Annotated in this window: 17 protein-coding genes; 9 read left to right on the top strand and 8 right to left on the bottom strand. The window is 52.6% G+C overall.

Going from position 1 to position 17,046, the window contains the following annotated elements:
• Positions 1-116: 116 nt before the first annotated feature.
• From IPN69_03640 to IPN69_03620, 5 genes are all read right to left on the bottom strand, one after another.
• Positions 117-1,244 carry a hypothetical protein gene (locus IPN69_03640; protein MBK8809809.1) on the bottom strand — a complete coding sequence of 376 codons (1,128 nt, stop codon included), beginning with the start codon at positions 1,242-1,244 and terminating at the stop codon, positions 117-119.
• A gap of 163 nt (positions 1,245-1,407) precedes the next feature.
• On the bottom strand, positions 1,408-1,860 hold the full coding sequence (locus tag IPN69_03635) for an SRPBCC family protein (protein ID MBK8809808.1): 453 nt from the start codon (positions 1,858-1,860) through the stop codon (positions 1,408-1,410).
• 329 nt (positions 1,861-2,189) lie between these two features.
• Positions 2,190-2,963, bottom strand: coding sequence for a hypothetical protein (locus IPN69_03630; GenBank protein ID MBK8809807.1), 774 nt, complete (start codon positions 2,961-2,963; stop codon positions 2,190-2,192).
• On the bottom strand, positions 2,944-3,384 hold the full coding sequence (locus tag IPN69_03625; GenBank protein MBK8809806.1) for a DUF4281 domain-containing protein: 441 nt from the start codon (positions 3,382-3,384) through the stop codon (positions 2,944-2,946). The genes IPN69_03630 and IPN69_03625 overlap by 20 nt, the downstream gene beginning before the upstream one ends.
• Positions 3,385-3,683: 299 nt before the next feature.
• A complete protein-coding gene (locus IPN69_03620; GenBank protein MBK8809805.1) occupies positions 3,684-4,217 on the bottom strand; it encodes a hypothetical protein in 534 nt (177 codons plus the stop codon).
• A gap of 400 nt (positions 4,218-4,617) precedes the next feature.
• Between IPN69_03620 and IPN69_03615 the strand changes: the two genes are divergently transcribed.
• The 3 genes from IPN69_03615 (at position 4,618) to IPN69_03605 (ending at position 9,458) form a co-directional block, all read left to right on the top strand.
• Positions 4,618-6,150, top strand: a complete 1,533-nt coding sequence (locus IPN69_03615; GenBank protein MBK8809804.1) for a DUF853 family protein — start codon at positions 4,618-4,620, stop codon at positions 6,148-6,150.
• Positions 6,151-6,718: 568 nt separating this feature from the next.
• On the top strand, positions 6,719-7,045 hold the full coding sequence (locus tag IPN69_03610) for a hypothetical protein (GenBank protein ID MBK8809803.1): 327 nt from the start codon (positions 6,719-6,721) through the stop codon (positions 7,043-7,045).
• Positions 7,046-7,169: 124 nt separating this feature from the next.
• Positions 7,170-9,458, top strand: coding sequence for an NACHT domain-containing protein (locus tag IPN69_03605; protein MBK8809802.1), 2,289 nt, complete (start codon positions 7,170-7,172; stop codon positions 9,456-9,458).
• A gap of 8 nt (positions 9,459-9,466) precedes the next feature.
• Here the strand turns inward: IPN69_03605 and IPN69_03600 are convergent, their stop codons facing one another.
• A complete protein-coding gene (locus IPN69_03600; protein ID MBK8809801.1) occupies positions 9,467-9,703 on the bottom strand; it encodes a nucleotidyltransferase domain-containing protein in 237 nt (78 codons plus the stop codon).
• Between the two features lie 146 nt (positions 9,704-9,849).
• On the opposite strand from IPN69_03600, the gene IPN69_03595 reads away from it, so the two are divergent.
• The 5 genes from IPN69_03595 to IPN69_03575 all read left to right on the top strand — a co-directional run bounded on the left by IPN69_03595 (position 9,850) and on the right by IPN69_03575 (position 12,491).
• Positions 9,850-10,062: a type II toxin-antitoxin system HicB family antitoxin gene (locus tag IPN69_03595; protein ID MBK8809800.1), complete on the top strand. Its 213-nt coding sequence runs from the start codon at positions 9,850-9,852 to the stop codon at positions 10,060-10,062.
• Entirely contained in the window at positions 10,059-10,244 is a 186-nt protein-coding gene (locus IPN69_03590; protein MBK8809799.1) for a type II toxin-antitoxin system HicA family toxin, read from the top strand. The genes IPN69_03595 and IPN69_03590 overlap by 4 nt, the downstream gene beginning before the upstream one ends.
• Positions 10,245-10,504: 260 nt before the next feature.
• Entirely contained in the window at positions 10,505-11,605 is a 1,101-nt protein-coding gene (rlmN, locus tag IPN69_03585) for a 23S rRNA (adenine(2503)-C(2))-methyltransferase RlmN (protein ID MBK8809798.1), read from the top strand.
• A 2-nt stretch (positions 11,606-11,607) separates the two neighbouring features.
• Positions 11,608-12,045: a hypothetical protein gene (locus tag IPN69_03580; protein MBK8809797.1), complete on the top strand. Its 438-nt coding sequence runs from the start codon at positions 11,608-11,610 to the stop codon at positions 12,043-12,045.
• Entirely contained in the window at positions 12,042-12,491 is a 450-nt protein-coding gene (locus IPN69_03575) for a hypothetical protein (protein MBK8809796.1), read from the top strand. The genes IPN69_03580 and IPN69_03575 overlap by 4 nt, the downstream gene beginning before the upstream one ends.
• A 628-nt stretch (positions 12,492-13,119) precedes the next feature.
• On the opposite strand, the gene IPN69_03570 is transcribed toward IPN69_03575, so the two are convergent.
• The gene (locus IPN69_03570; GenBank protein ID MBK8809795.1) at positions 13,120-15,507 is read right to left on the bottom strand and encodes a tetratricopeptide repeat protein; all 2,388 of its coding nucleotides are present in this window, start codon (positions 15,505-15,507) and stop codon (positions 13,120-13,122) included.
• A gap of 77 nt (positions 15,508-15,584) precedes the next feature.
• On the bottom strand, positions 15,585-16,403 hold the full coding sequence (gene pgeF / locus IPN69_03565) for a peptidoglycan editing factor PgeF (protein MBK8809794.1): 819 nt from the start codon (positions 16,401-16,403) through the stop codon (positions 15,585-15,587).
• A 109-nt stretch (positions 16,404-16,512) separates the two neighbouring features.
• On the opposite strand from pgeF, the gene IPN69_03560 reads away from it, so the two are divergent.
• Positions 16,513-16,902, top strand: a complete 390-nt coding sequence (locus IPN69_03560) for a holo-ACP synthase (GenBank protein MBK8809793.1) — start codon at positions 16,513-16,515, stop codon at positions 16,900-16,902.
• The last annotated feature ends 144 nt before the right edge of the window (positions 16,903-17,046 follow it).

Raw genomic sequence — 17,046 nt, 5'->3', positions numbered from 1 at the left:
GCCGGGGCGTTTCGCGTTTACCCGGTCAGTATCGGAAACGTTTGTACGTCTTGGTTTGGATAGAACGTTCGGTTCTGAGTTGCGGAAACGGAAGGCGGTCAGGCGTCCAATTCATCTCATTCGCACTTCATAAACGTCCCGCTGCCGCCGACGGCGACCGCCACAAGTCCCTTCCCGTTGCGGCCGACGACCCATTCCTGGGCCTGACAAAACGGACGGTTGGGGATCTTCAGCAAGACCCAGCCGCGTTTGTATGAGTTGTAGCTGACCTTGTAGTAATTGAATGTCTCATCGCTTCCGACATAGTCCAGACTCTTGCGCTGGACCCAAGTCGTGTAATCGAGCCCGATCTTGAGAACCGTCGAACCCGGATATTCAGCGGCGAACTTCGCCCTCATAAAGTTCTCGACAGCGGCGTCCCTGAATTTCGGTTGGGTCCAGGAGCGAGTCGGGGCATCGCGTTCGACGATCATGCGTAGTTCGTCAGCCCGCTTCTCGACATCGTCAAAGGCGTCCGGCGGAACACCGACACCGAACTCAGCGTATTTTGGCTTGAGCCACGCAGTTTTCTCGGCACGCCATTTTGCTCGTTCCCAGATTAGTTGCTGCGTTTCCTTTCGAACCGGATTCTGTGGCTCGTTGAATCCGAAATTGAGATTTTCTTCGGTGTAGCCCATCCCGACCATTGACTTCGCCGCACCGGCCCGCACTTTCGGTTCGAGTGCCGTCCGGTTGGCGGCGATCTTGCACCACGTCGAGAAACGGTAATCCATTCGTCCGGGCCGGACATAATCGCCCGGAAAATCGGTGACGCCCCGATACTGGCCACGGCAGAGGGAATCCAGTTCGGCGAGGTCGGTCATCGCTTTTTTCCATTCGTCGGGACGAACCGGCGTGCCCGCCGCCGGGAATTGCGAATCGTAATAATGTGCGAATTGCTCGATAGGTCTGTGAAACCGAGGGGCAACCTGTTCGGCAAATGATTTGCGAAGATTTACAACTTGCGGGTCCTCGGGCTTGGCGCGCAGCCTTATCAATCCGGAATCCAAGGTGACGGTGGCAACCTGATTGTCGAGATTGCCGAAACGGACTTTGATCGAATTTCCACTAACGGCCTCGACCGTTGCCTTGACCCACACCTGCCCAAAACAATTGCATTTGTAATCGACCACCTCGCCAACGCTCTGGCTATAGGCGCTGAGGCACAGAAGTGCAGACAAGGCCGCCGTCATCAATGTTTTCATCGTATTCCCCCCGGGTATCGGTTATTTTTTGCAGATTCTAACACGAATCTGCGAATTTGATTCTGTATTTCTGGTCGAATCTGAATGGGCAGGCTGGCGATGGATCCGCGCTTCCAATCCGTTTGACCGGCAAAAAATGGTCCCGATCTTCGTGCGGTTGGGATCAACGGACGAAGATTCCGGCAATCACCTTGAATCGAAAGTCGAAAATGTTCTCAAGTTCCCGGCGGACGAGGAAATGGGCGAGGTCGCCGAGCGGTTCAAACGGGAGCCGATAGCGTACGAGATCGGTCATCATCGTTTTGCCGTTTTCGTCCTCTTCGAACGTGTGAAGATGGATCCACTGTTTGTATGGACTCTTCAGCGCCGAATCGACGAAATCGAACGGCGGATTCCATTGTGTGATCTCGGTCTTCCAGGTGATCGGAATCCCGCGAAGTTTAAGACGATAGTCGATAAGCGCGCCCTTTCGGATGTCGATCGGTTGCGGCGTGATGATATGAAAGTTCAATTCCGGCGGCGTGATCCGTTCGAGATTTCCGGCATCGGCGAAAAAGTCGAAAACCTCGGCGCGCGGCCGGTCGATCAACTGTTTGCGTTCGATGAAATGTTCCACGACTTAATTTTGGAATGGGGATTTGTGATTTCGGATTAGCAGTATTCGTCGGTTCAAGATCAGATTAACAGGCGGGACTGCCGATTCCGAAATTCAAATTCCAGATTCCAGATTCCAAGATTCCGGAAGCCTGTCGGGAAAATCGATTCAGTGTGCGGAGCACACGCACGCACGATGGCACCAAGTGAAGCGGAGCGGAACGTGGTGTCAACCAAAAACGACTCCAACGAGCGTGTGTAACACGCGGAACTGTTCAAATACTTCAGATTCCAAGATTCCAAGATTCCAGATTCCAAGTAAATCGCAAATCGCAAATCGCAAATCGAAATTCACGAATGCCAGATCGGGAATCCGCGAAGCGCCTGCGCGAAGAGAATGCTGAACAACGCAAAATACGCGAGTGCGAAAACGCCGGTCAACAGTGACGCCTTGCGTACACGCAGACTATTAAGTACAAGCGCGACGATCGGGATCGCCTGCAGGGCGTGGAGTCCGACGAAATGCGCGACCCGCAGATCGCCCGCGGCCGTCGACCAATTCACGACCGGCAATCCGGGACCACCGTCGGGCGCGCCAACCGCGTGACCTGCCTGCGAAGACATAAAACCGCCCTGGACGCTTCCGAGCAGAAAAACGAGCAGTCCGAGGCGCATCCCGAAAACGATCGGCGCGGGCAGCGGAATGTCGCTTTTCAGGTAGACGAAAAGAAGATACGCGACGAGCAGCGTGTTCCCGGCGATCGCGATTCCCATCAGACCGTACACCGCGCCGTCAAAAGGCGTTGAAATGTTGAAATGCGACTTCACGCCGCGGAGCGCCTGCATCAACACCGCGATCAGTTCGACGAAGAAGATGACGATCATCGACCACGTGACGAAACGCTTCATCCGTTCACGTCCGGGCAAATGATAAAAAAACACGGCGATCGTCCATAATAAGATCGCGACCGAAACGAAGAACTTCATCGGCTTGATCCAACGGTTGATGCCGAGGATCTGCGTCTGATCGAAGATCATCGCGACGCCCAAAACCGCGAACAGCACCATCAGGAAGACGCCCGCCAAAACCAGCGTCGGATGATCGTCAAAATATCGTCTGATCACGGCGAACCTCTTCACGCAGGAGAATCCGCATTACGAAATACATCATAAATCCGATCGGCCCGAGCATGAACGTGAAAAAGAGACACGGAATTACGAGCCAGTGCGAGATCCCTTTCGATTGCGCATCGTTTACTTCCCAAACGCCGACAAACAGGTCAAACGCGAGATAATGGATCCAACCGGCAAGCACCGCCCATTCGTTCGTGAAGAGCTTCATCACGCCCGCGAGCGACCCGAAATTGCCCTCGGCAGCACCGAAAAACGCGCCGATGAGGATCGCGTAGGCGACCGACAACAGCAATGGGATCGCTCCAGAGATCAGCACCTTTCGCGTCACGACCCACCGCGGCGCCACGGCCAAAACAATCCAACTGACGAGCGCGATCATATTCACGACCGCAAATATCTGGTCTGCTTTCATAAGTTTCTCCCCCCGTACGAGTTACGCCTTCAGGCGTGACCGCGTTGGCGTACGCCGATCGTAAGTAACGCGTGAACGCGTCACTCATACGGCGTTGGCGTACGCCGATCGCGTAAGTAACGCGTGAACGCGTCACTCGTACGGCGTTGGCGTACGCCGATCGTAAGTAACGCGTAAACGCGTCCCTCATACGGCGTTGGCGTACGCCGATCGTAAGTAACGCGTGAACGCGTCACTCATACGGCGTTGGCGTACGCCAATCGTAAGTAACGCGTAAACGTGTCACTCATACGGCGTTCTTACCGCTTCGATTTCAAGTACTTCTTCGGGATCGGGTTTTCCGGCGTTTCGCCTTGCCAGTAGATCGTGAGGACCCACCAGCGCTTGCCGTCGTTGAGCAGTTGAAAACTGTTGATCCCGCGCATAAACGGTTTCTTGTCGTCCGACTTGCGGAACGATTCGTAAGTCGAAAACACGTGCGCGATGTTGCCGTACACTTCTCTGCGGCTGGCGAGTTCGCGCTCGTAGAAACCGTCTTTCGCAAAAATCGGTTCGACGCGTTTGATGTAGTCTTCGGGAGAGATCGCATTGGCCCCGACCGCGCCCGTCGTCGCGTTCTTGCCCGATGGGATCAGGCGGGCATTCTTGTAGAACAGCGTCTGAAACCGATCCCAATCGCGTTTGGCCCCGGCATCGCCCGAGATCACGTCGTAAACTGCTTTGATGATCGCGTCGATCGAACCGACGTCCGCCGGGTTCGCTTCTTTTGTCTGTGCCATAGTCGTTCCCGTCAGAACCAATGAAATCAGCGTCGCCAAGATTATTTTCTTCATGAATCAATTTACGTTGCAGCCCAATCTAATGTTTTCGGTGCGATGTCTTCAGCCGGTTTGCGACTCACCGAAATCATTTGTCGCCGCTCGGGTCGTCTCGCGAAGTTGCCAAGTCGCGGAGTCGTCCCGAATTCGAATAGAAGTCTCAAATGACTTGTGATTTGATGACTTTTCAGTTCCGATTGGACGTTGCGATCTTGGCGATCTCCGCGCGGGGAAATCCCTGGCCGAAGCCAATTCTTCGCGCAAAGTTCGCAACGTTTTGCCCGATCGAACAATCGCCCTGAGTATCAAAAACTTCCATCATAATGCGAAATCCCAATTCCGAATTCCCCAATCCGAAATCGTTTGTTGTAATATAAGCGCATTGTCCCCGAATTCAAATCTACGAAGGAAATATATGGCAGATCCCATTTTGGTTGCTAAAAAGGATGCAAAGGAATGTTTTCTTTTGCCGGACAAGGCGAATCGTCACGGATTGATCACCGGTGCGACCGGGACCGGAAAGACGATCACACTTCAACGGATGGGCGAGGCGTTCAGCCGGATCGGCGTTCCGGTCTTTATGGCCGACATCAAGGGCGATCTGACCGGCATTTCGCAAAGCGGCGGCGGGAATTCAAAGGTCGATGATCGCTTGACACTTCTCGGGCTTAAAGAAGGTTTCGAATTTGCGAATTGCCCCGTAACGCTCTGGGACGTTTTCGGCGAACAGGGGCATCCGCTTCGCGCGACCGTATCGGAAATGGGGCCGTTGCTCCTCGGGCGAATACTTCAACTGAACGACACGCAGGAAGCGGTGCTGTCGATGTGTTTCAAGATCGCCGACACGAATGGTCTGATGCTGCTCGATTTTAAAGATCTGCGCTCACTGCTGCAATGGGTTGGCGAGAACGCCGATCAGTTCCAGACCGAATACGGCAACGTTTCAAAGGCGACCATCGGCGCGATCCAGCGTGGATTGCTCGAACTCGAAAGCCAGGGTGCCGAAAAGTTCTTTGGCGAGCCGGCGGTCAGTCTCAACGACTTTATGCAGACGATCAGCGGCAAGGGCGTCGTCAACGTTCTCGCCGCCGACAAGCTTTTTCTTTCGCCGAAGCTTTATTCGACGTTTCTGCTCTGGCTCCTTTCGGAATTGTTCGAAATGCTGCCCGAAGCCGGCGATCTCGAAAAGCCGAAGCTCGTGTTCTTTTTCGACGAGGCGCATCTCCTGTTCGCCGACACGCCGACGGCGTTGGTCGAAAAGATCGAACAGGTCGTTCGGCTGATCCGTTCAAAAGGCGTTGGCGTTTATTTCGTGACCCAGAACCCGATCGATATTCCCGAAACGATCCTCGGGCAACTCGGCAATCGCGTCCAGCACGCGCTTCGGGCCTTCACGCCGCGCGACCAGAAAGCGGTCAGGTCGGCGGCCGAGACGTTTCGGCAGAATCCGGAAATCGATGTCGAGACGGCGATCACCGAACTCGGCGTCGGCGAGGCGCTCGTTTCATTTCTTGATGCAAAGGGCACCCCGTCGATGGTCGAACGCGCTTTCGTCATCCCGCCGCACAGCCACATCGGTCCGGTCACTCCGGAACAGCGGCAACAGTTGATCTCGAACTCGATCGTCGCCGGCCAGTACGAAAAGGTTGTCGACCGCGAATCCGCTCACGAACTCATCAAAGCGCGAACCGACGCGGCGGCGGCGGCCGAGCAGGCCGAAGCCGAAGCGCTCGCGGCGCAGGAAGCGGCCGAGAAACAGGCCAAGGAAGACGCCAGGGAAGAGCGGGCAGCAGGTGGATCAAGCCGGACTGATTCGACCTTCGGCGCGTTTGCAAAGAGCGCCGCGCGCTCCATCGGCAGCAACGTCGGCCGCCAGCTAGTCCGCGGCGTTCTCGGCAGCCTCCTCGGCGGATCGGGAACGCGCAAAAAGAGCACGTCCTGGTGGTAGATTTTGATTTTGGATTTTGGATTGGGCCAAAAATGTCCCGGTCAATCGTTTAGGGCAGGGCTCCTGCCCTGGCGAATCGTTCTATTGCCCGTTGATTCCATTGACCCGGATAGCAAATGACTGATCGCGTGCGCGGGCAATAGCCCGCGATTTTTGGGCCGCCGTATCGGCAGGGTACGAGCCCTGCCCTGAACATCTGAGACCAATCCAAAACCGAGATCTCGAAATTTCAGAATTTAGATCCCAAATACCCAACACGCACATCCGTGCGGCAAGCCGCCAATTCGGGCCAAGGCTGACGGTTCAGTCTCATCGAAGTCCGGTCCCGACATTTCCACAAAGATTCACATCCCCGCCGACTGCCGCCGCGGGAACTACGTAGAAACACGCGATACCGCACAAAGTGCGGTTTCAAAGCTCTCCGACGAGCCTTTGCAGAAACCCTCAAACGATCGAAATTACAGAATGGACGCTGCCTTAATCTTGACATCATTAATGACTGGAGTATTATCGACTTACCACAACAACGTCCCGGTAATAGAAAACCTTAAGAGGTTCATTACACCCTATGAACGAAAAGAACCGCAGATACATTGAAGCAGGCCCGTGTTGCAGTCAACGGACGGTAGATTTCGTGGTCCTCGTACTGGACGAAAACATGTTTGAAATTGAGTACGAAGCCTTGTTCGGCCTAGACAGCGCCGTCGCCGGCCTGATCCAGAAAAACGTGGGGTTGGGCGATAAGCTGAAGATGATCGCTTTAAGAGGAGCCATCGGCCGTGGAGTTCCGAACTTCTGCACCGGCAAGCCCAACGCCATCGCCGCGTGGAGTTCGGCAGATCACGTCGAGTCACTACCAAAGAAGAAGGCGTTACCACCACCACCAACCGCTTAGTTACCTAACCAAGCCGCGGATTTTGCCCGCCGCTGTCTTCTAACTTTGCTGTGGATATTTTTTTGAATTTCGTATCTACATCCAATATGTTGGTTAAACAACATGAATCTAATTGGAGAAATTGATGTCACTTCCAGCGCGACAAAATAAAATAGAGAAAATTACAGATGAAGTTAAAGTGCTTCATCCGATGTTAGACCAACTGCTCAGGAAAATGCCTGAGGTTAAAGATGTTGAATATACTCAAGGAAATCGAGAGAGAGGTGCAGATTTTGTACTTCTAAAGACTGACGTTACTACGTCTATGGATGACCACGTTGGAGTAATTGTCAAAATTGGCCCGCTTCACCAGAACTTTACGGATATTGAGAGACAAATTGATGAGTGTACGCTTGAAAGAACATTTAGAAATGGCAAAGACAAAATAAGGATTAGAGAGATTTGGATTTTTGTCACTGGGGTTGTGACAGGGGGAGCGCAGGAGAAAATTTGGGAGAAGTTCAAAACCAGTAAGATTGTCTTCTTTGATGGAAGAAGGGTCGAGGAGCTGATCGACAAATATGTCCCCTATGTTTGGATGACAGGTAAAATCCATACCGCAAAATATCTTTCAGATCTTAATTTTTTCGCCACGGAGGCTGACAAAAGATATAGCTTGATTCCATCTTTGGAGGGCGATTTGTTCATTGAGCCCGACGTCTGTACGTTTCCGCGAAAGGAATATCGAATAAGGTTGCAGCGTCTCGCTCAGGGAATAAGGAAAGTAGATTTTTATTCCACAATAGATAAAGAAAGAATCCTGCTTTTAGAGGCCGATATGGGCATGGGAAAGACGAAGCTACTTCGTCATCTTGTAAAAAAATACACAACGCCAGGAACCTTTGAACATTTGCACTATTTACCGATCCCACTAACCTTTAAGGAAATTGTTGATGACTATGATTTGAATATAGATGCGGCTATTGAAGACAAGCTGCCGCAAGGGGTACGCGACGAGCTTGAGGACTCAACAAAGATTTTGCTCTTGATAGATGGACTCGATGAGAAGAAGGGCCTTTTCAGTGACCAAATGCATCGGTTTGAAGCGCTAGTCGAAAATATTGCGAAACGAGAGAGCATTAAAGCGATCTTTGCTTCGCGAAGACTCAAGGCCTTCGAAGAATGTGTCGCGATCAGAAATCACGTTGGCAAATATTTTATTCGGTCGTTATCGTTCAAGAAGGCTTTAATCATTATCGCGAAGATTTGCAATAACCTCGACGTCACAAATCGAATAGCTCAAGGTCTACGGAAATCACCTTTGTTCGACGATCTTCCTAAGAATCCGATTGCGATTATTCTATTGGCGAGCTTACTCAACGAAAGTGATCGAGACGTTCCGTCAAACTTAACTGAGCTATATGAGAAATACACTGAATATGCACTGGGACGATGGGATATGGAGAAGGGATTGCAGTCCCAAAAAGAATTCAGTGCCTTGTCTCAGATAATGATGAATATCTCACAGTTTATGCTCGATAATGAAGTTCAAGAGCTTGACGTTGACCACGCTAAGTCCTTCTTCAACGAGTATCTCGATCGTCGAACCTTGGGCATTAAAACTGACGATTTATTCAACATGATGATGACCCGAACCGAGATTATGGCGTTTGACTATACGGGAACTCGTATTCTGTTCAAACATCGGACCTTTCCCGAGTTCTTTTATGCGAAACATGCGGCGCATGATCGGAATCTTGCGATTAGTAATAGAGCGTTTCAAATGTACTGGCAGAACACCTACTTCTTCTATTTAGGTCTCTTACAGGATGCTCCCGAGATCCTTCTGGATCTCCTCGGCATTGAGCCGGATACTGAACTCGAAAAGTGGCTTAAATTGATAAACATGTCGAATTTTTTTCTCGCGGCTTACCTTAGTCCAAAGGATGTTGCTCGCGATTTGGTGAAACAAATTATGAAGGAAGCTTCCTCATTTTATCTTAGAATCGTGTCTGGCAAGAGCTCCGGAGCATTAGCAAGAATGCCACGCATGCATGTTTTGTGGTTGTTTCAAACCGTGATTCGCGGGGCTTATTCGTACGACTTGTTCAAAGATGCACTTGAGGAAGCTGCGATAGATATCGGATCAGAAGCGAACTCCCCTGAAAAGCTGTATTCTTTGTTTTTTATTGCGGCAACGCTAACTGATATTACAAGACGAAGTGACTACGACTTCTTGTTGACAGAAAGTGGAGGAAATCTACCGGCCGATTTATCTTTTGCCTTTTATCACGAAGTGAAAGATGCAAAACAGAAATCCAAGTTGATGAAGAAAGCAGAGAAGAGGGTGAGAAAATTGTTCCTTGGAAATACGTTCGAGACTAAACGTATCAAAGAACTCTATGAGAATCCGATCAAGGTTCTTGGACAATGAATCATCAATTACATACGCGATACTTCGGTCGCGAGATCAACGTTTCGTTCGAAGATCTCTTTGAACGTGTCTTCAAGAGCGATAAACTCGACAAATCCAACCGGCTTGCCGAGACGGACGAGCAGATCGACATCGCCATCCGGCGTGTCTTCATCGCGGCCGACCGACCCAAAGACGCCCAACATTGCGATATCTTTGGCCCGACACGCGGCTCGTATTTTGTTCATGACCGGTTCCAGATTCATACTCAATCTCGCGCAAATGATAGCACAACTATTTCTTCAAAAACCTGGCAATTACGGGTCGACGGTCGTCGGTCCCGCGGGCGTTGGTTTCGCCGGCTTTGGAAAGAGAGTCGTGTTAGAATGTGGATGTCTGGGGAAACTACATTATGGAGAATAAATACACGGCGGTTGTGAAACAGGATGGCGATTGGTGGATCGGCTGGGTCGAAGAAGTGCCCGGTGTCAACTGTCAGGAAGCGACGCGTGAGGGGCTGTTGGAAAGCCTTCGAATTACCTTGCGCGAAGCGTTGGAATTTAATCGCGAAGATGCCCGTCGTATGGCAGGTGCGAATTTTGAAGAGGCGTTAATCGCAGCATGAAGCGCCGTCAACTGATCCGCCATTTACGCGAGCATGGTTGCGAATTGCTCCGCGAGGGCGGCAGTCATTCATGGTGGCATAACCCAACTCAGAATCGACGCTCAGCGGTTCCGCGACACTCGGAAGTAAACGAAAAATTGATCCTTAAAATTTGCAAAGACTTAGGCATACCACCTCCATAGTCCTTGAATATCTTTTGTTCAAAAATCCCATCGTTGCCCGCCCGCTTACGCAGGCGGTACTGACTCGTTTCAAATTCCAAAATCCAAATTCCAAATTCCAAATTCCAAATTCCAAATTCCAAAATCCAAATTCCAAATTCCAAATTCCAAATTCCAAATTCCAAATTCCAAATTCCAAAATCCAAAATCCGAAATCCGAAATCCGAAATCCGAAATCCAAAATCCAAAATCCAAAATCGAATATGTTATCGTATTCACCGATGGTTTTGTTGGAGAAAAAGGCACATCTGACCGGGTTGACGCCCCGCGAACTTGAAGAATTCGTGACCGAAATCGGCGAACCGCGGTTTCGGGCGAAGCAGATCTTCAAGCAGCTTCACGGTCGGCGTTTGCTTGATTTCACAGAGATGACCGACCTGCCGAAGGCGCTTCGCGAAAAACTCGCGGAGAACGCCGCGGCGTCAACGCTGACCGTCGAATCAAAGTACGTTTCCGAGGACGGCACGCGCCGGTTTCTGATGAAAACGCGCGATAATCTTCCGGTCGAAACGGTCTTTATCCCGACCGAAAGCCGCGACACGATCTGTTTCTCGTCGCAGTCGGGCTGCCCGCTCAAATGCGATTTCTGCCTGACGGCGAAGCTCGGATTGCTCAGAAATCTCACGGCCGGTGAGATCGTCGAACAGATAATCATCGTTCTTTCAGATGTTTACGGTGTCGCCGGCGAAACTCCGCACGGAACGAACCTCGTCGGAATGGGCGCCGGCGAACCGTTTCTGAATTTCGAGAATCTGATCAAGGCGATCTCGATAATGGCCGACAAGGACGGCCTGCATATCGTCCCGAACCGCGTCACGGTCTCGACCGCCGGAATCGTTCCGAAGATCCGCGAATTTGCCGGGCTCGAGAAACGTCCGCACCTCGCGATCAGTCTCTCGGCGCCGGACGACGAACTTCGCGACCGGCTGATGCCGATCAACAAGAAATGGAACATCGACGAACTTCTCGCGGCCGCAAAGGAGTTCGAATCGACCTTGAAGCGCGGCGAGCGTTTTACATTTGAATACGTCCTGCTCGGCGGCGTGAACGATTCGGACGAGCACGCCGTGAAACTTGCCGGACTCCTGAAACGGCACAAACTGCGTCGTGCGAAGATCAATCTGATTCCGCACAACGCTGCCGAGCCGCTCGAATACGGGCCGCCGGCGCCTTCGAAGGTTGCAAGGTTCAAGGAAATTCTTGAGGAAAAGGGCATTTCCGCTTACGTACGCACGCCGCGCGGCCGCGATATTTTCGCCGCCTGCGGACAACTTGCGGCGAAATCGACGGTGAATTCCGTCGGCCGGGCCAATAACAGCTGAATATGGAAATCTGGATCGTCGGCGGCATCATCGTCGCGCTTATGATTTACGCTTCGACCAAGATCAAGCGCCTTGCGGAGAACGCATACGCGCGTGAAACGGTCGAAACGGACGACTTCGTGATCGTCAAACCGGAGGGTTTCATCTGCCCCGTCGAATCGAAATACGCGTTCGAGGCGCGTTCGAAGGAATTCGGCGAAAGCGAAGCGTCCGAGGAGATGCTCCGGGCGACGGCGACGATCGTGATCGGACCGGCATCAGATGAGGATTCATCTTCGAAGTCCGAACGCGAAGAGGACGGCGTGACGATCAAGGAGTTTTGCAAGACCTTGAATCGCGGCGGCAATGGGTTCGAGTTGAAGATCACGATCCTGGCCGATCACTATGATGAGTTCAACGTCCGCGTCCGCGAAATGCTCGAGAGTTTTGAGTTGAAATGAAGCGCGCAATCCTGACGATCACGCTCCTGCTCGGCGCGGCGCTTGCCGCCGCCGCGCAAACGATTTCCGCGTCCGTCGCACCCGTCAAACGCGGCGGTACGTCAACGGGCACGGTCATTCTGACAATTCCGCCCGGATTCCACGTTAATTCAAACCGTCCCAACACCGAGAATCTGATCCCGACATCGATCCGCATAACGGCGGGCGGCGGCAAGATCTACGGGCTGAGGTATCCGGCCGGAAAGAACAAGATCTTTGCGTTCTCGGACGAACCGCTGAACGTCTATGAAGGCCGCGTACGCTTCACATTCAGACTTCAGATCCCACGCGGCTTTCGACGAAACAGGGCAACCGTGCGTATCGCCGCGGATTTCCAGCCGTGCACGGACGAGGTCTGCTATCCGCAAAAGACGCGACGCATTATTCTTTCGGTCCGCGTCAAATAGCCCCAACAGAGTTTTTGACCGCGAATCGAAGCGAAAAAACGCGAATTCCCGTCGGAATCGAAATTTGAAAACTGCGTTGGCGAGCCAAATTCAAAAAATTGCCTTTCACTCGTAGGAATTGGAATCTCAAATATCTCAAATATCTCAAATCTCAGATTTCAGAGGACGTATTCGCCAAGCGGAAGAATTGCAGGCATCTGCTTTCTTACATTGGAGCCTGTCGGAAAAACGGATGCAGTGTGCGGAGCACACGCACGTCCGATAGCACCACGTGGAGCGGAGCGAAACCCAGGTGTCGCCGCGATCAACTCAACCGAGCGGGTGAAACAGCCACGAGAGTTGCGCGTGTTACACACGCTTTGGAACCCGGGCGTTCAGCCACCACGTTCCGCTCCGCTCCACGTGGTGCTATCGCAAGTTCGCGTGCTCCGCACGCTTGAAGAAGTAAATTTAGTTTCCGACAGGCTGGAGTTTGCCCGCGAATTTCCGCGAATCCGCATCTGATCTGAAGCCATACGAGAAAACCGCGTTTGGTGGATCAAATCCATAAAAAGACATTCGTTCTCGTGGCTTTGGAGCGGATTCGCGAAGATCCGCGGGCAAAATCCGCTATGCCTACTCGGGATGATCACTCTTCAGGCTTGAAACTCGGCGGAACGAACTCGACGGAAACCAATTCGCCGGCGTCGAGAATGCTGCCGCGAAATATGATGTATGCCCTGAGTTGCGGCATTTTCACTCCGCACCCGAATTGAAGTCCCGACGCTTCCGCCGAAAATGATCTGATCTGCGGCGATTTCGCCTTAAGCTTCAACGTCGCGTCATCGACCTTCGCGACGAAGTACATTGCGCCTCCCGAACACTCGATCCGTTCGACGATTCCGAACACACGAGTCTCGCCATCAGCGGGTTTGCGAAGGTTGTTCCTGATGTTCTCGAGCATCATCTCCCGCCGCTTCTTCTCGAATTCCGCCTGGGCATTCGGGTCGTCGCGCGGATCTTCGACGATCACCGTTTGCCTTGCGTTCTTCAGCTCTTCTTCGGTCTTGCGCTCGAAATACTGAGGAACGAACGTCAGCGAGCGAAGCGTTCCGCGCGACTTCGCGTTCGCGACCTTCGCCGGTTCGTAGATCACGACCGCCTTCATCGCTTTGACGTCGGCATCGCAGCCGAACGAGAGATTTTGCGCCTCTTCGACCATCGCCATAAGGTCGAGTTCGCCGAAACCCTTGCTCGTGAGCGTGAAGGATTCGGTCTCCGAACGAAATGTATAGACGACCTCGCCGCGGACACAGGCGACGCGGTCCAAATAGCCGACCGCCTCGGTTTGTCCGGCTTCAGGCCTTTTCACGGCGCTGTTGAGACTGATGATCTCGTTCTCCCTTTTGATCCGTTCAACCTCTTCTTCGGTCAAAGGCTTTTCACCTTTCCGCTTGACGAGGATCGGCGCCTTGATGCCGCGGTCCTCCAGTTCCTTCGTCTGCTTGTCGAAAAAGGCCCGTTTCTCCTGATACTCCCGGATGTTGTTGATCAACGCCTGCGCCTTCGCCCTGAGATCGGGTTCATCGGCTGTCCTGAAGATCTTCTCGGCGAGAGCGCTGGCTTCGGCAACCTTTTCCTGCCGCAAGTAGAGCTGTGCAAGTAGGTATTGATTCTGTTGATTTCCGGGCTGCAGATCGGCAGCTTTCTTGAGCAAGACAATGGCCTCTTCGAGATTTTCGTTGTTGACCAGGTAAAGAAAGCTAAGCAATTGGTAACTCTCGGTGAAGGCCGGATTCAGTTCGATTGCCTTGACCAACGAATCGCGCATTCTCTTCACCGAGTCCGGCGCGTACTTTTGGACAAAACCAAACTCGTCCATACCTTCCCGGCTGAGGACGTACGCGTAGTTGTAATGGGCGAAATGGTTCCTGGCGTCGCCCGCGATCGCCTTTTCAAGAAACGCCTTCGCCTCTTCGAATTTCCGCTCCCGCGTCCGAATCAAGCCAAGCGAAGTGTTCGCCATACTCGATTTCGGGTCGAGCGCGATCGCCTTTTGAAGATAGATCTCGGCGTCGGCCAGGCTGTTCGTATGAAAGAGCAGGTCGCCGAGAAAAGCATTGCTTTCCGCTTCGGACAATGGCGCCGTCTTCATCTCCGTATCAAAGATCAGTTTCTGTTTGAAACTCAGGACTGACGAGTAATACTTGCTTTGCGCGACGTAATTGGTCAGAGCCTTTTCCATCGCCGGATAGTCCATCAGAAAGGCTTGCTGAAACGCATCTTCCGGCTTTGCGCCCTTCATCACGAGCGTCAGAAAATTATTCAAGCCGTCCGCGTTGCCGCCCTTTACTCCCTGGAGCAGATAATGGATCAACGCCCAGGCCTGTGCGTAAAAAATGCTTCGCGAGTGACTCCCGCTTTCGTGCAGCGAATAGTTGTCGATCTCGAAAAACGACTTCAGCGGCATCAGTTTGGACTGTTGAAGAAAGTAGAGATGGTTGGGTTGGATAATGCCGAGCGTCACCTTTTGATCGTTCTCTATCTTGAACGTCTGATAGTATTCGGCGAGCCCCTCGTTGAACCACGCCGGCACTTCCGATTTGCCGAAGTTCGCTTCGAGAATGAAATGGACGTACTCGTGAAAGATAATGCCGTACGTATCTTTCATATCGGCGTCAATCGCGAGAGTGATGTAGTTGACGTCGGTGCCGGGCTGGAAATAGCCGGCGATGGAATCGATCGTCTTGCCGCTTGCATTTTTCGGTTTGAACGGACGATACGCCCCATCGTCTTTGAAGACGATCACATTGGTTTGAATCGACTGGCTCAGTTTGACGCGCGGAAATATCTGTCGAAAGGTCTCGCGAAACTGTTCAAGTTTCGTCGCGACCTGCCGAATTTCCTTTTCGTTCGCATTGCCGACGAGGTGGAAATTCTTTGAGCGGACGCTGATCCAGGTGTCTTTGGCCGACGCCGGAATCGTGAATAGCAACGACACGCAGACGAGCGTGAGAAGTACGACGCGAGACTTCATTAGAACACCTCCAAAAGCCCTCGGTACAATTCTAGTTAAATTTGACGTATCGGGTCAACAAAACGCCGGCCTCAGGCTCAATCACGCCCGATGACTGCCATCAATCGGCCCGTTTTCCCGTACAGCCTCTTCTCGACCCGATAAGAGAAGAAAAGATCCGTGCGCTCCATCGTGCAAAGATCGGAAACCGAGATCCGCGATTCGCTGACACCGAGATCCGTCAACTGGTCTTTGTTTGCCGTATGCAGATCGATCTTAGCGTGTCCCTCGCGCGTCGGTGTGAGGAGTTTTTCGGAGTCGGGAAAGTTCTCGCGAAACGCATCGATCACGTCCTGGCCGACCTCGTAGTTGCGCGCGGTCGCGGCCGGTCCGATGGCGGCGACAATATCTTCAGGTTCGGTTCCGTATGCGGCGCGCATCTTCCGGACCGTATTGACGACGATAGATTGCACCGTTCCGCGCCAGCCGGCATGGACCGCGGCGAACGCGCCGGTGCGCGTGTCTCCGAGAAGGACCGGAATGCAGTCGGCCGTTTTGACGCCCAGCAAGACGTCGGCGGCGTCCGAGACGAGCGCGTCCATCCGGTGGTTGCCGTCGATCGCGTCATCGAAATCGAGGACCTGACGGACCTCGGCACTATGGATCTGCCAGCAGGACGCGAGCCGAAAGCCGCGATTAAAAACGTTCATAAAACGACGCCGGTTTTCGGCGATATTTGCTTCGGAGTCTTCGTCGTAACCGGCGAGGTTGAGATCGTTCTCAGGGAACGACGAAACGCCTCCGAGCCGCGTTGAAAACCCGTTGACGAATCCGTGCGTCTCGAGCAAGCGTGAAACCAATACGCGTACGCCGTCCTTTTCGCGCCAGTAAAATCCGTTATCTGATAAAATGTCCATCAAAAGTTTGGAGTTCCGCCTTCAGGCGGCGAAAAATTAATACAAGTCGACGTAAAATAGTGTTAGGCCGCCTGAGGGCGAAAATTCAAGCGCGGAAGCCCAAAATCTGATGATAATCTCCATCGGCATCGACATTGTTGAAGTTTATCGGATTCGCGAAACGATTGAAAGAACTCCGCGGTTTGCCGAGCGGGTTTATACGCCCGCCGAACGCGCTTACTGCGACACTAAAGGCGCCGCCGCCGCCCAAAGCTACGCGGCCCGGTTCGCGGCGAAAGAAGCTTTCCTGAAGGCGCTCAAGACCGGCTGGCGCGGCCGCCTTTCGTGGCACGATATGGAGATCCTTAATGACGAAATGGGCGTTCCGACTTTGACTGCAACGGGTGAGGCGCAGAAACTGCTCGCCGAGCTCGGCGCGGAACGGATTCATCTTTCGATCTCGCACACGACCGAGCACGCCGTCGCGCAGGTCGTCCTTGAAAAGACCAGCGAGCATTAGACCGAGATTACGCTCAGGAAGGAACTTCCCGAAAAACGCGCAAGAATCGCGAAAAGCAAGATGAATAAACCCATTTTTCGCGTTTATTTGCGTGATTGGCGGGCAAATCTGTCCTAGGCATAATCCGCATTGAATGCGGAAATA

The organism is Acidobacteriota bacterium (assembly GCA_016715115.1).
Lineage (GTDB): Bacteria > Acidobacteriota > Blastocatellia > Pyrinomonadales > Pyrinomonadaceae > JAFDVJ01.
The sequence above is the reverse complement of the archived record's forward strand: the minus strand, read 5'-3'. Positions and strand labels throughout refer to the sequence as shown.

Coding starts and splice junctions, on each gene's coding strand:
- rlmN (MBK8809798.1), top strand. CDS start 10,505: ATGGTTTTGTTGGAGAAAAAGGCACATCTGACCGGGTTGACGCCCCGC.
- IPN69_03610 (MBK8809803.1), top strand. CDS start 6,719: ATGAACGAAAAGAACCGCAGATACATTGAAGCAGGCCCGTGTTGCAGT.
- IPN69_03600 (MBK8809801.1), bottom strand. CDS start 9,703: ATGAATCTGGAACCGGTCATGAACAAAATACGAGCCGCGTGTCGGGCC.
- IPN69_03625 (MBK8809806.1), bottom strand. CDS start 3,384: ATGAAAGCAGACCAGATATTTGCGGTCGTGAATATGATCGCGCTCGTC.
- IPN69_03620 (MBK8809805.1), bottom strand. CDS start 4,217: ATGAAGAAAATAATCTTGGCGACGCTGATTTCATTGGTTCTGACGGGA.
- IPN69_03590 (MBK8809799.1), top strand. CDS start 10,059: ATGAAGCGCCGTCAACTGATCCGCCATTTACGCGAGCATGGTTGCGAA.
- IPN69_03605 (MBK8809802.1), top strand. CDS start 7,170: ATGTCACTTCCAGCGCGACAAAATAAAATAGAGAAAATTACAGATGAA.
- IPN69_03615 (MBK8809804.1), top strand. CDS start 4,618: ATGGCAGATCCCATTTTGGTTGCTAAAAAGGATGCAAAGGAATGTTTT.
- IPN69_03595 (MBK8809800.1), top strand. CDS start 9,850: ATGGAGAATAAATACACGGCGGTTGTGAAACAGGATGGCGATTGGTGG.
- IPN69_03575 (MBK8809796.1), top strand. CDS start 12,042: ATGAAGCGCGCAATCCTGACGATCACGCTCCTGCTCGGCGCGGCGCTT.
- IPN69_03640 (MBK8809809.1), bottom strand. CDS start 1,244: ATGAAAACATTGATGACGGCGGCCTTGTCTGCACTTCTGTGCCTCAGC.
- IPN69_03570 (MBK8809795.1), bottom strand. CDS start 15,507: ATGAAGTCTCGCGTCGTACTTCTCACGCTCGTCTGCGTGTCGTTGCTA.
- pgeF (MBK8809794.1), bottom strand. CDS start 16,403: ATGGACATTTTATCAGATAACGGATTTTACTGGCGCGAAAAGGACGGC.
- IPN69_03560 (MBK8809793.1), top strand. CDS start 16,513: ATGATAATCTCCATCGGCATCGACATTGTTGAAGTTTATCGGATTCGC.
- IPN69_03580 (MBK8809797.1), top strand. CDS start 11,608: ATGGAAATCTGGATCGTCGGCGGCATCATCGTCGCGCTTATGATTTAC.